Genomic DNA, 13,086 nt, shown 5'->3' on the forward strand with positions numbered 1-13,086 from the left:
GACGGTCCGAGCCTCCCCCCTCGTGGCTCGGACCGTCCCGGCTCTCAACGCGCGAAGAACCGCGCGAACAAGGCTAGTTGACTCTGTGTCAGTGTCCAATCACGGTAGCGACAGAGACCTATCGACTTATTTATAGTTGGGCGCGGCCGGGGGTTGGGGAGGGAGGCGTGCCGCGATGGATCTCGCGTTGCTGCGCACCTTTGTGACGGTGCACCGCGCCGGTTCGTTCACGCGCGCTGCCGCTCTGCTCGGCCTGTCCCAGCCGGCGGTCACGTCCCAGATCCGCACGCTGGAGCGGCAGCTGGGCCGCCCGCTCTTCCTGCGCCAGGCGCGCGGTGTGACGGCCACGTCGATGGGCGACGAGCTGGCCCACAAGGCGGCCCCGCACCTCGACGCCCTCGTGGAGATAGCCGAGGCCGGGCTCGACGAGGAGTCCGCCGTGCGCACCCTGCACCTGGCGGGGCCTCCCGAGTTCACGGCGGAGCGTGCCCTGCCCGCGCTGACGGCCCTGACCCGGGACGACGGACAGAGCGTCGCGTTGCGGGCGAGCTTCGGCACGGCCGAGGAAACCCTGGAGGGGCTCGCCGCGGGACATCACGATCTGGCCATCGCGACGGCCCGTCCACGCGGCGCCCTGCTCACCGCGACTCCGCTCTGCGACGAGGAGCACGTGCTGGCCGCCGCACCCCGCCTGGCCGCCCGGATCGGCCGCGGCATGCTGTACCGCGACGCGGCGCCGTCCCTGGAGAAGTTCCCCGTGGTCGAGGTGCACGAGTCGTTGCCCCTGGTCAGCCGCTACTGGGCCGCGGTCTTCGATTCCCGGCCCGCTGTCTCCGGCACGGTCGTCGTGCCCGATCTGCGCGCGGTGCTCGCCTGCGTGATCGCGGGCGCCGGCCTCGCCGTCCTGCCGCGCTATCTCTGCCAGGAGAACCTGGAGCGCGGGGAGATCGTCGCCCTGCTCGACCCACCCGTACCACCGCTGCGCACGTACTTCCTCGTGGTGCGTACCGGCACACTGGCCATGCCGCACATCGCGCGGGCGCACGAGTGGCTTCTGCGCGCTGCCGTCGACTGGTCGTGAGCGGGGCTCCGAGCGATGCGCGATGTTTCACGTGGAACCAGCCGGGCCACATTTCTCCCATGACCGTCCGACCCGTGGTCAAGCGCACCGCACGCGCCGTCCTGCTGGATGGCGACAACCTGATCCTGATCAAGCGGACCAAGCCCGGCGTCGATCCGTACTGGGTGACTCCCGGTGGCGGGGTCGAGCCTGAGGACACGACCGTCGTGGACGCCCTCCACCGCGAGGTGCACGAGGAACTCGGCGCCAAGATCGTCGACGTGGTGCCCTGCTTCGTGGACACCGTCGAGCACATCGGCGAGGACGGCGGCGCGACCGGCGTGAAGGTCCAGCACTTCTTCGTCTGCCGGCTGGAGTCGATGGACACCGACCAGCGGCACGGGCCCGAGATCGAGGACCCGTGCGGCGGCTACGAGATCGTGCGGGTGCCGTTCACCCGCGTAGGTATCGCTTCGGTCCATCTGGTGCCGCTCTCGCTGCGTCACTACCTGGACGGCAACATCGAGGGCGTTCGGGCGATGCACGCGCCCGATCTGGGCTGACGCCGCGCGTCACCTGGCCGCGGCGGCGGTGCTCGGCGGCGGGGCTCAGTCCGCCGCCGCGACCAGGTCCTCGACCGAGTCGTGCCGGATGCGGCTGCCGGGGATACCGATGCGCCGCAGGGTGTCGATGCTGCTGCGGATCATCCCGGGGGGCCCGGAGAGATACGCGTCGTACTCGTTCCAGGGGCCGTACTCCCGTACCGCGTCCGGCAGCTGGAGATGGGCCTGCTGGTCGACGATGGGACGCACCGAGAGCCACGAGTGGCTCTGCGAGAGGCGCAGCATCGTGTCGATGTCGTACAGGTCGTGGTTGGTGCGGGCGCCGTAGAACACCTCGACGGAACGCTGCTGGCCGTGCTCTGCCACATCCTCGACAAGCGCCTTGATGGGCGCGATGCCCGTGCCGCCACCCAGACAGAGCAGCCCGCTGTCGGTGGTGTGGTCGACGGTCATGGAGCCGGCGGGCGGGCCGAGGCGCAGTACGTCGCCGGGGCGGGCCCGGTGCACCAGGGCGTTGGAGACCCAGCCCGCCGGGACGGCCTTCACGTGGAACGAGAGCAGCCCGTCCGAGCGGGGCGCGGACGCGAACGAGTAGTGCCGCCAGATCCGCGGCCACCAGGGCGTCTCCAGCGTCGTGTACTGACCGGCGAGGAACGGGTACGGCTGATCGGGCCGCACGGTCACCACGGCGACGTCGGGGGTGCGCAGGTCGTGCGAGACGACCTCGGCCATCCACCAGGCCGGTGCCTTCAGCTCGTCCTCGGCCGCCGCGTCGATCATGATCTGGGAGATCGTCGTGTACGTGCGGACCCAGGCGGCCTCGGTCTCCGCGTTCCACGTGGTCGTCGCGTACTGGGTGAGCGCGGCGATCAGGCACTCGCCGACGGCCGGGTAGTGGTCGGCCTGCGTGCCGTACTTGCGGTGACCGCGGCCCAGGTTCTTCAGGTACGCCACGAGGACGTCCTTGTTGTCGATGTGCTCGGCGGCGGTCAGCAGCGCCTTGAGGAGCCGGTCGCGCTGGGTGTCCATCGCCGCGGGGAAGAGCGGGCGCAGTTCGGGGTGGCGCACGAAGAGCAGCGCGTAGAAGTACGAGGTGACGCGGTCCGCGACGGGGCCGACCTCTTCCATGGTGCGGCGGACGAGGATCGCGTCGGGGGAGGCCTGCGCGGGTGCGGGGCGCGCGGGGGCCATGGGGCCCGGCGTCTCGGCGGCGCGCGGCGGAGCGGGCTGCTGCGTCTGCTGTTCGGACGGTGCCTGACGCGGCTCCGGTATTCGGTGCTCCTCCTGCCTCGCGTCCTGGCCTGAACCGGTGGTCGGCGGTTGCGGGGCCGGTGCCTTGCGCGGCGTGAACCAACCGCCCCCACCGTCCGAACCGTCAGAACCGGAACCGGCCGACGGCGTAGTGGTCGGAGCGTCCATGCTGTGCCTCGCCTCGAACATATTTCGGTCGGTCAACGTACTCCCGAGCTGTTCCGCGCCCGGAAACTGTGGGCTTTCCCCCGCGTGCCTCGGCAACAATGCAGTCCACATTGAACACTGCATTCCGGACGGCTACTGACAAGTAAGGCAAGAGTGTGACATTGTCCGCAGTCCCCTCACCGCAGCATGCCACCCGGTGTCATTGCCCAGAACGCAAAGCGGAAAGTGCAGGTCTTCGATCTCTCCGTCCCGTTAGGCTGCGTGGGCCTGCGCGCACCACGGGGTTCCCCTCGGCCTTCTTCGGCCACCCGGCACGATCCGGACCCGACGATACCGGCCGCCGCGAAGTCGACAACCCCCTACCGGCATAACTGCGGATTAAGCGAACCTCGGCCCACTTCGTAAATTCCTCAATTAGCGGTCTCGGCGCGCCAATTCACGCGTCGGACTCGGGCGGGCGCGGGCGAGCCGCCCCGGCGCCATGTTTCACGTGAAACTCCCGCGTGGCCGAAAGCACCGGGGCACTCTCCACAAAGCGGTGGACGCCACGGGGTGAAGTCCGACAGCCTGACCTGCGTGTCGACACCTTCCCTCTCCGGCCTGCCCATCCGTCGCCTCACCCCACGCGACGTCCTCGCGTGCGCCGACCTGTCCGAGGACCGGGGCTGGCCCCGCGAGGAACACAAGTGGCGGCTCCTGCTCTCCGCCGGTACCGGCTATGGCATCGACGACCCCGACGGGGGTCTCGTCAGCGCCTGCGTGGTGACCGAGTACGGCCCCCGGGAGCGACCCGAACTCGCCGCGATCGGCATGGTCCTGGTCGCCGAACGGCACGCACGGCAGGGCGTGGGCAGGCGCCTGATGCGCCATGTCGTCGAGCGGGCGGGCACGACCCCGATCACGCTCCATGCGACGCCGTACGGACGGCCGCTCTACGAGGAGTTGGGCTTCAAGGTCACGGGACGAGCCGAGATGGTGCGCGGCCGCTTCACCGCGGGCGGGCCCCTGCCCGATGTCACCACCCGCGCGGCCACGGCGGAGGACCTCCAGGCGATCCTCCGCCTGGACGCGGAGGTCTTCGGCCCGGACCGTACGCATGTGATCACGCGACTTCCGGCTTTCGCGGACCAGTTGCGGGTGGCTGTGGAGGGTGGAGAGGGCGGCACCGGTGGCGGGCTCATCGGCTTCGCGGCCGCCTGGCCCAACGAGGACACCCATGTCGTCGGCCCGCTCGTCGCTCGTGACACCGAGACGGCGCAGGCCCTCGTGGCCTCGCTCGCCGCGGGCACGGACCGGCCGCTGCGCACCGACATCGACGTACGCCATGAGGAGCTGCTGGCGTGGCTCAAGGGGCGCGGGCTCGAGTCCGTCGGCCTCAACTCGGTGATGAACTACGGGGCTTCGGATCTGCCGGGCGACTGGACGCGCCGTTTCGCACCGCTGACCGTGGCCGCGGGCTGAACACAGCTCCGCCCCAAGTTGCCGCTTGTCTGCGGCAACTTGGGGCGGATTCGGGAAGCGTTCCGCTGTTACGCGAGGGCCTCCACGGCCGCGGTGGCGAAGCCGTGGTCCTGCTCGGGGGCGCCGCCACCGACACCGATGGCGCCGATGAGTCGGCCGTCGCGGTGGACCGGGAGGCCGCCGGCGATGAACAGCAGCGGCCTGTCCAGCGCGGTGGGCAGCGTGTGGAAGGGCCCCTCGGGCTTGACCAGGTCGACGAGGTCGGCGGTGGGGGCGTTCAGCTGGAGCGCGGTGTACGCCTTGCGCGTGCTGGTCTCGCCGGAGATGAGGACGGCCCGGTCGTCGCGGCGGAAGGCCAGGAGGTGCCCGCCCGCGTCGAGGACGGTGACGCTGACGGTGACTCCGGCCGCCTCGGCCGCGAGTCGGGCGGCGGAGACCAGGGTCTCGGCGTCCTGCGTGCTGAGCGGGGTGACTGCGGTGGTGCTCATGAGGTGGTGCTCCTTGCGGGGTGATGCGGTGGGGCGGGGGCGTCGTCGGCCCCGTCGGCCGGGGATTGGGTTCAGTGGTGGGCCGGCTCGGTGCGCGGCTGCTCGGCGGCCGCGACGATCAGGCTCGGAGCGGACGAGCGGCGCTCGAGGGCCGCGGACAGCACGGCCAGGACGAGAGCGGCCGCCGCGAGCACGGCGCCGACCCAGTTCGGAGAGGTGTAGCCGAGGCCCGCGGCGATCACCATGCCGCCGAGCCAGGCGGAGAGGGCGTTGCCGAGGTTGAAGGCACCGATGTTGACGGCCGAGGCGAGCGTCGGGGCGCCGGACGCCTGGTCGAGGACGCGCTTTTGCAGCGGAGGCACGGTCGCGAAGCCGAACGCGCCGATCAGCACGATGGAGATCGCGGACAGCACCTGGTTGTGCGCGGTGACCGTGAACAGGGCGAGCACGAGGGCAAGCGCCCCCAGCGACACGTACAGCATGGGCATCAGGGCACGGTCGGCGAACTTTCCACCGATGAGGTTGCCGGCCACCATGCCCAGGCCGAAGAGGACCATGAGCCAGGTGACGGAGCCGTCCGCGAAGCCGGCGACGTGCGTCATCATCGGCGCGATGTAGGTGATGGCCGCGAAGACGCCGCCGAAGCCGAGCACGGTCATCGCCATGGCGAGCACGACCTGCACGTTCTTGAAGGCGGCCACCTCGTCACGGAGCCGTACGCCCTCCGGCTTGGGCAGGTCGGGTACGAGCTTGGCGATACCGACGAGGCCGATGACGCCGAGCGCGGCGACGACCGTGAAGGTGACACGCCAGCCGGCGGTCTGGCCGATGAACGTGCCGAGGGGGACACCGACGACGTTGGCGACCGTCAGGCCCGTGAACATCATGGCGATCGCTCCGGCCTTCTTCTGCGGTGCCACCAGCTCGGCCGCGACGACCGAGCCGATGCCGAAGAACGCGCCATGGGCGAGCGAGGCGACCACACGGCCGGTCAGCATGACGGCGAAGACGGGTGCGACGGCGGAGAGCAGGTTGCCGACGATGAAGAAGCCGAGGAGCAGCATCAGCATCCGCTTGCGCGGGATGCGCTGGCCCAGGGCGGTCATCAGCGGGGCACCGAACATGACGCCGAGTGCATAACCGGTAACCAGGTATCCGGCCGTCGGGATGGAGACGCCGAAGTCACCCGCGACCTCTGGGAGCAACCCCATGATCACGAATTCCGTGGTCCCGATCCCGAAGGCCCCGATCGCGAGGGCGAGAAGCGCGAGAGGCATTGAAGGGGTCCCTTCCAGACTGTTGCGGGTGCGCTTTACGAGACCTAACAATAATTGCAGACGCTGGTTAATTGCAAACGCGGGCAACCCCCACGCATCGACTACCCTGGAAGCGAGCCGCTCCGAGACGGAGGAACCACGTAGCCATGACCGCCACAGATCCCGCACTGACCGCCCTCTCTCAGGGCTGGTGCGCACTCTCCCTGCTGCACGGGAAGATCGAGTCCCACATCGAGCGCGCGCTGCAGACCGGGCACGGGCTGAGCGTGCGCGAGTACTCGCTTCTCGACGTCCTCAGCCGTCAGCACGACGGGGAGGGCGGGCACCTGCAGATGAAGCAGGTGGCCGATGCCGTCGTCCTGAGCCAGAGCGCGACCACGCGCCTGGTCACCCGGCTCGAGGAGCGCGGCCTGCTGCTGCGCTACCTGTGCCCGACCGACCGACGGGGCATCTACACGAACGTCTCCGACGCCGGTTTCCAGCTCCTCGAAGAGGCCCGCCCCACGAACTCCGCGGCACTGCGGGAAGCTCTCGACGCCGCGGCCGAGAACCCTGAGCTCGCCCCTCTGGTCAAGGCGGTCGAAGGGCTCCACGTCGCCGTCTGACCGCCGAACACAGGCGGCGGGAGGCCCACATAGGCTGCGACCCATGGGAGATCTTGAGATCAGGCCGGCCGCGGCCGAGGACATTCCGGAGATCGTCGCCATGCTGGCGGACGACCCGCTGGGCGCCCAGCGGGAGTCACCGGAGGACCTCACGCCGTACCTCGCCGCGCACGCACGACTGACGGCCGATGCGAATCAGCACCTGGTGGTCGCCGTGCGCGGGGGCAGCGTCGTCGGCACGCTGCAGCTCAGCATCATTCCCGGGCTCTCCCGCAAGGGCTCCACCCGCTCGATCATCGAGGCCGTCCGCATCCACGCCGAGGAGCGTGGCAGCGGCCTCGGTACGCAGCTCATCGAGTGGGCCGTCGCAGAATCCCGGCGCCAGGGCTGCCAGTTGGTGCAGCTGACCTCCGATGCCACGCGCACCGACGCCCACCGCTTCTACGAGCGACTCGGGTTCGTGGGCTCACACCTGGGCTTCAAGCTGCAGCTGTGACCGGGAAGCCCATCGGTGCCCAGGAAGCTCATCGGTGATCGGGAAGCCCATCGGTCGGCTGTTTCACGTGAAACAGCCGACCGGCCTCGCCGCGCATCACCGCGGAACGCCCCGCCACCCCTCCGGGTCCACCCCGCCAGGAACCGGCCCGTCCGCCGGGTACGGCTCCCTCGTGAAGACGAAGGAGCCGAGGTCGAGGTGGCTCACCGACCCATCGTCCCGCCGGACGGCCCGGAGCAACTCCCCCGCGTAGTAGCCGTCGAGCCCGGTCCAGGTGCCGTCGCCGTTCGCCCGGAACCTGGAGCGTCGTCCGCCCTCGGCCGCCGGCCCCAGCTCCACCCCGCCGTCGGCCGCCAGGCGCAGGACCACGGCCTGCGTCCCCCAGTACCAGGGCCCCACCAGCTCCAGTTCGGATGCGTTCACTTCGGGAAGCGGCCGCCACGGCTCGGGCAGCCTCGGTTCGGCTTCCGCGACGGTCGCCAGCAGCTCGGCGGCCAGCGTCGCCACAGGAACCCCTGAAGTGCAGTTGGCGAGGGCGACCGCGACAAGCCCCTCCTCCTCGCACAGCCACAGCCCCGCCACGAATCCCGGCAGCGAGCCGGTGTGTCCGGCCAAGGTGAGGCCGCCGCCCCTCACCACCTGCACACCGAGCCCGTACGACGCCTCCCAGCTGCCCGGCAGTGTCGGCGCGGCGGGGGTCCGCATCTCCCGGACCGAGTCCGCACTCAGTACCCGGTCGTCCCCAGCGGCGAGGAAGGACGCGAAGACGGCCAAGTCCCTTGTCGTGGACCACAGTTGACCGGCGGGAGCCATCAGGCCCAGATCCTCGCTCGGCTCCGGAAGCAGCACATCCGCGTACGGGTGCACGGCCCAGCCCCCGGCATGCGGTTGCTGTGGCTGCACGCTGGTGCGGCTCAGCCCCAGCGGTTCGAGGATCTCGTCGCGCAGCGCCTTCTCCCAGGACACCCCGCGCACCGCCTCGACCAGGGCACCCAGGAGCGTATAGCCGGGGTTGGAGTAGTGGTGGCGACGGCCGACGGGGTGCCGGAAGGGCTGTTCGCCGAGGACGTCCGCGAGGGTCGGACGCAGGCTCGCGGGGCTCCGCTCCCACCATTCCCCCGGCGTCTCGGCCGCCAACCCACCGGTGTGGGCGAGCAGTTCGGCGATGGTGACAGCACCGACACCGCTGTCGGGCAGGTGCTTCTCCAGCGGGTCCGCCAGATCGAGCAGCCCTTCGTCACGCAGCCGCAGCACCAGCACGGCCGTGAACGTCTTGGTGATCGAACCGATCCGGTACTGCACATGCTCGTCCGGCCCGTGGCCGTCCACCGAGGTACGCGACCCGGTCCACACCAGCTCACCGTCCCGCGCCACCGCGGCCACGAGCGACGGCGCCCGCCCCTCGCTCTGGGCAACGGCGATGCGGTGCAGGAGGGCGCGACGCGTGGTGGGCAACAACTCTTCCGGGGATGTCGTCATGAGCCCAGTCCACCCCGGCCACCGACCGGCGTCGAGCGGTTTTCACCCGAGGCTGATCTTCACGCGGCGGCCGCCTCCGGTCAGGTCTGGGCCATGTCCACGAAGCGCGAGTAGTGGCCCTGGAAGGCGACGGTGATCGTGGCCGTCGGGCCGTTACGGTGCTTGCCGACGATGATGTCCGCCTCGCCCGCGCGCGGCGACTCCTTCTCGTACGCGTCCTCACGGTGCAGAAGGATGACCATGTCGGCGTCCTGCTCGATGGAACCGGACTCACGCAGGTCGGACACCTGCGGCTTCTTGTCCGTGCGCTGCTCGGGGCCACGGTTCAGCTGGGAGAGCGCGATCACCGGCAGCTCCAGCTCCTTGGCCAGCAGCTTCAGGTTTCGGGACATGTCCGAGACCTCCTGCTGACGGCTCTCGGAACGCTTCGAGCCACCGGCCTGCATCAGCTGCAGATAGTCGATGATCACGAGCTTGATGTCGTTGCGCTGCTTGAGCCGGCGGCACTTCGCGCGGATCTCCATCATCGACAGGTTCGGCGAGTCGTCGATGTACAGCGGCGCGGCCGAGACCTCGGGCATCCGGCGCGCGAGCCGCGTCCAGTCCTCGTCCGTCATCGTGCCGGAGCGCATGTGGTGCAGGGCCACACGCGCCTCGGCCGACAGCAGACGCATCGCGATCTCGTTGCGCCCCATTTCGAGGGAGAAGATGACGCTGGGCAGGTTGTTCTTGATCGACGCGGCGCGCGCGAAGTCCAGCGCGAGCGTGGACTTACCCATGGCGGGACGGGCCGCGATGACGATCATCTGGCCCGGGTGCAGACCGTTGGTGAGCGAGTCGAAGTCGGTGAAGCCGGTCGGCACACCGGTCATCTCTCCGCTGCGCGAACCGATCGCCTCGATCTCGTCGAGCGCGCCCTCCATGATGTCGCCGAGCGGGAGGTAGTCCTCGCTGGTGCGCTGCTCGGTGACCGCGTAGACCTCGGCCTGCGCCTTGTTGACGATCTCGTCGACGTCGTCGTCGCCCGCGTATCCCATCTGCGTGATCCGCGTGCCGGCCTCGACGAGGCGGCGGAGTACGGCGCGCTCGTGGACGATCTCCGCGTAGTACTCGGCGTTCGCCGCCGTCGGGACCGTCTGCACGAGGGTGTGCAGATACGATGCGCCACCGACCTTGTTGATCTCGCCGCGCTTGGTCAGTTCCGCGGCGATGGTGATCGGGTCGGCGGGCTCGCCCTTGGCGTAGACGTCGAGGATCGCCTGAAAGATCGTTTCGTGGGCCGGCTTGTAGAAGTCGGCGCCCTTGATGACCTCCACGACATCGGCGATGGCGTCCTTCGACAGGAGCATGCCGCCGAGCACGGACTGCTCGGCATCAAGGTCCTGCGGCGGAACGCGCTCGAACGTGGCAGGTCCCTCGTCCCAGCCGCCGCCCTCGCTCCCGCGCTCGTGCTGGTCACCCTGGCCTCGGCCACCGCCGCGGAACGGTCGGGAAGCGGGCAGGCGATCGCTGGGACCGTCATCGGCCCAGGGGTCGTCCAAAGGCTCGGAGATACTCACCGGGCCGCCTCCTCCCGTCCGCCGAGCGGACCTCGCCGTACCCCTCATTCCTACGGCACGACACTGACAAATAAGAGGCCCAACTCCGCTTCGGACGCGTCGGTTTTGTGAGGTTTCCGAGCTCGCGGGACACGGTGGGCGCCGCACCACGGTAGGCCGGTGGGCACCGTCAGCCAATCTGGTTATCCACAGGCGGTGTGGATGACGGGCCCCTCGCTGTGGAGAACTCGGCAAAACCTGTGCACGACACGGTGGACAGGGCTGTGAACAAGCCCTCAGGCTATTCCATACACACCGTCTGACCTGCAGTTTTCCCATCCACTGGCTGTGCAGAAGAAAAACTTCCCCAGTCGGCCCAAGATCTCCGCCAACCCCGCCGCGCGACACGCGGAAGACCTCCACAAGTAAGGGTCACTCTCGCGTTGCATCTCTTACCTGTGGAAGATTAGATTGGTGCCATGACACAGGCTCCCGCGACACCCAAGGCCGCCCGACGCCGGCACGACCGAGAGATCATCGCCCTCGCCGTTCCGGCCTTCGGCGCACTCGTCGCTGAGCCGCTTTTCCTCATGGCCGACAGCGCCATCGTCGGCCATCTCGGCACCTCGCAACTGGCCGGCCTCGCCGTCGCCGCGGCCCTGCTGCAGACCGCGGTCAGCATCTTCGTCTTCCTCGCCTACGCGACCACCGCGGCGGTGGCCCGCCGCGTCGGCTCCGGCGATCTGAAGTCCGCCATCCAGCAGGGCATGGACGGCATCTGGCTCGCCCTGTTCCTCGGGGTCGTCGTCGTGGCGGTCACCCTGCCCACGGCCCCGGCGCTGGTCGAACTCTTCGGCGCCTCCGACACCGCGACGCCCTACGCGATCACGTACCTGCGCATTTCCTCGCTCGGCATCCCCCCGATGCTCATCGTCCTCGCCGCCACCGGTGTGCTGCGTGGACTGCAGAACACCAAGACCCCGCTCTACGTGGCGGTCGCCGGCTTCATCGCCAACGCCGGCCTGAACGCCGGGCTTGTCTACGGCGCCGGCCTGGGCATCGCCGGTTCCGCCTGGGGCACCGTCATCGCGCAGGTCGGCATGGCGGTCGTCTATCTCGTCGTCGTGGTCCGCGGCGCCCGCCGCCATGGCGCTTCCCTGCGTCCGGACGCGGCCGGCATCAGGGCCTGCGCCCAGGCGGGCGCGCCGCTTCTCGTCCGTACGATCTCGCTCCGGGCGATCCTGATGATCGCGACGGCCGTGGCGGCACGGCTCGGCGATGCCGATGTGGCCGCGCACCAGATCATCCTGTCCCTGTGGAGCCTGACCGCCTTCGCCCTCGACGCCATCGCCATCGCCGGTCAGGCGATCATCGGCCGTTACCTCGGCGCGGACGACGCTGCGGGCGCGCGTGCCGTCTGCCGTCGGATGGTGGAGTGGGGGATCGCCGCGGGAGTCGTCCTCGGAGTACTGATCGTCGCTACCAGGCCGCTGTTCGTCCCGCTGTTCACGAGCGATCAGCTCGTCCAGGACGTCGCCCTGCCCGCTCTCATCGTCGTGGCCCTGTCCCAGCCCGTTTGCGGGATCGTCTACGTCCTGGACGGTGTCCTCATGGGCGCCGGCGACGGACCGTATCTGGCCTGGGCCATGCTGGTCACGCTCGCCGTCTTCACGCCTGTGGCACTGCTGGTCCCCGTCCTCGGCGGCAGCCTCACCGCGGTCTGGGGCGCGATGGCGCTGATGATGACGGTGCGCATGGTCACGCTCTGGATCCGCTACCGCTCGGGACGCTGGGCCGTGACGGGCGCGACGCGCTGACCCGTAGACCCGTAGCGCCTCGTCCGTAGCGCCTCGTTTCACGTGAAACCGGCACCTGCGCGGGTTCGTCGTTTCACGTGAAACGACGACGGCAAGCGTGTGGGGCCGCACCCCGAAGGGTGCGGCCCCACACGTGCTTCAGCACTGCTCAGAGCAGAGCTCAGGCAGAGACGACCTCGATGTTGACCTTGGCGGCAACCTCGGGGTGCAGACGCACGGAGGCCTCGTGGCCACCGAGCGACTTGATCGGCGAGCCCAGCTCGACGCGGCGCTTGTCGACCTTCGGGCCACCGGCAGCCTCGATCGCCGAAGCGATGTCGGCCGGGGTGACGGAACCGAAGAGACGACCGGCGTCGCCGGAGCGGACGGCCAGACGGACCGCGGTGCCCTCGAGCTTGGCCTTGATCTCGTTGGCCTGCTCGATGGTGGCGATCTCGTGGATCTTGCGGGCGCGGCGGATCTGCGCCACGTCCTGCTCGCCACCCTTGGTCCAGCGGATCGCGAACTTCCGCGGGATCAGGTAGTTACGGGCGTACCCGTCCTTGACGTCGACGACCTCGCCGGCGGTGCCGAGGCCAGAGACCTCGTGGGTCAGGATGATCTTCATGTTTCGGTCACCCTTTCCTTATCGCGCGGTGGACGTGTAGGGCAGCAGCGCCATCTCACGGCTGTTCTTCACGGCCGTGGCGACGTCACGCTGGTGCTGCGTGCAGTTGCCGGTCACGCGGCGGGCACGGATCTTGCCGCGGTCGGAAATGAACTTCCGCAGCATGTTCGTGTCCTTGTAGTCCACGTACGTGACCTTGTCCTTGCAGAAAGCGCAGACCTTCTTCTTAGGCTTGCGCACAGGCGGCTTCGCCATGGTGTTTCTCCTGTGTGATCA

The 13,086-nt window shown here is 69.4% G+C and carries 13 protein-coding genes; 6 read left to right on the forward strand and 7 right to left on the reverse strand.

All coding sequences use genetic code 11. The features are described 5' to 3' along the window. Positions 1-175: 175 nt before the first annotated feature. Together ACFV9W_RS12950 and ACFV9W_RS12955 are read left to right on the forward strand one after the other, a co-directional pair. Positions 176-1,081, forward strand: a complete 906-nt coding sequence (locus ACFV9W_RS12950) for a LysR family transcriptional regulator (protein ID WP_385758969.1) — start codon at positions 176-178, stop codon at positions 1,079-1,081. Between the two features lie 59 nt (positions 1,082-1,140). Then, positions 1,141-1,623, forward strand: coding sequence for an NUDIX domain-containing protein (locus ACFV9W_RS12955; protein ID WP_385758972.1), 483 nt, complete (start codon positions 1,141-1,143; stop codon positions 1,621-1,623). A gap of 45 nt (positions 1,624-1,668) precedes the next feature. Here the strand turns inward: ACFV9W_RS12955 and ACFV9W_RS12960 are convergent, their stop codons facing one another. Beyond that, the gene (locus ACFV9W_RS12960; RefSeq protein ID WP_385758975.1) at positions 1,669-3,042 is read right to left on the reverse strand and encodes a globin domain-containing protein; all 1,374 of its coding nucleotides are present in this window, start codon (positions 3,040-3,042) and stop codon (positions 1,669-1,671) included. 576 nt (positions 3,043-3,618) lie between these two features. On the opposite strand from ACFV9W_RS12960, the gene ACFV9W_RS12965 reads away from it, so the two are divergent. Then, on the forward strand, positions 3,619-4,503 hold the full coding sequence (locus ACFV9W_RS12965; protein WP_385758978.1) for a GNAT family N-acetyltransferase: 885 nt from the start codon (positions 3,619-3,621) through the stop codon (positions 4,501-4,503). A 68-nt stretch (positions 4,504-4,571) separates the two neighbouring features. Here ACFV9W_RS12965 and ACFV9W_RS12970 read toward each other — a convergent pair whose 3' ends face one another. Together ACFV9W_RS12970 and ACFV9W_RS12975 are read right to left on the reverse strand one after the other, a co-directional pair. Then, a complete protein-coding gene (locus ACFV9W_RS12970; RefSeq protein ID WP_385758982.1) occupies positions 4,572-4,991 on the reverse strand; it encodes a heme-binding protein in 420 nt (139 codons plus the stop codon). A 71-nt stretch (positions 4,992-5,062) separates the two neighbouring features. After that, a complete protein-coding gene (locus tag ACFV9W_RS12975) occupies positions 5,063-6,268 on the reverse strand; it encodes an MFS transporter (protein ID WP_385758983.1) in 1,206 nt (401 codons plus the stop codon). Between the two features lie 146 nt (positions 6,269-6,414). Between ACFV9W_RS12975 and ACFV9W_RS12980 the strand changes: the two genes are divergently transcribed. After that, entirely contained in the window at positions 6,415-6,873 is a 459-nt protein-coding gene (locus tag ACFV9W_RS12980; RefSeq protein ID WP_385758985.1) for a MarR family winged helix-turn-helix transcriptional regulator, read from the forward strand. A gap of 43 nt (positions 6,874-6,916) precedes the next feature. Next, positions 6,917-7,369 carry a GNAT family N-acetyltransferase gene (locus ACFV9W_RS12985; RefSeq protein WP_385758988.1) on the forward strand — a complete coding sequence of 151 codons (453 nt, stop codon included), beginning with the start codon at positions 6,917-6,919 and terminating at the stop codon, positions 7,367-7,369. Between the two features lie 96 nt (positions 7,370-7,465). Here ACFV9W_RS12985 and ACFV9W_RS12990 read toward each other — a convergent pair whose 3' ends face one another. Beyond that, positions 7,466-8,848 carry a serine hydrolase domain-containing protein gene (locus ACFV9W_RS12990; RefSeq protein WP_385758991.1) on the reverse strand — a complete coding sequence of 461 codons (1,383 nt, stop codon included), beginning with the start codon at positions 8,846-8,848 and terminating at the stop codon, positions 7,466-7,468. An 80-nt stretch (positions 8,849-8,928) separates the two neighbouring features. Continuing rightward, positions 8,929-10,407 (reverse strand): replicative DNA helicase, encoded by a 1,479-nt coding sequence (gene dnaB, locus ACFV9W_RS12995; RefSeq protein ID WP_385758994.1) that lies wholly within the window; start codon positions 10,405-10,407, stop codon positions 8,929-8,931. Positions 10,408-10,865: 458 nt separating this feature from the next. On the opposite strand from dnaB, the gene ACFV9W_RS13000 reads away from it, so the two are divergent. Then, the gene (locus ACFV9W_RS13000) at positions 10,866-12,203 is read left to right on the forward strand and encodes an MATE family efflux transporter (protein WP_385758996.1); all 1,338 of its coding nucleotides are present in this window, start codon (positions 10,866-10,868) and stop codon (positions 12,201-12,203) included. A 160-nt stretch (positions 12,204-12,363) separates the two neighbouring features. Here ACFV9W_RS13000 and rplI read toward each other — a convergent pair whose 3' ends face one another. Continuing rightward, positions 12,364-12,810, reverse strand: coding sequence for a 50S ribosomal protein L9 (rplI, locus tag ACFV9W_RS13005; protein WP_385758999.1), 447 nt, complete (start codon positions 12,808-12,810; stop codon positions 12,364-12,366). An 18-nt stretch (positions 12,811-12,828) separates the two neighbouring features. Beyond that, complete coding sequence (gene rpsR, locus ACFV9W_RS13010; RefSeq protein WP_003949403.1) at positions 12,829-13,065, reverse strand: 30S ribosomal protein S18; 237 nt, start codon at positions 13,063-13,065, stop codon at positions 12,829-12,831. Positions 13,066-13,086: the final 21 nt, after the last annotated feature.

The sequence above is a fragment of the Streptomyces sp. NPDC059897 genome (genome assembly GCF_042730865.1).
Taxonomy (GTDB): Bacteria; Actinomycetota; Actinomycetes; order Streptomycetales; family Streptomycetaceae; genus Streptomyces.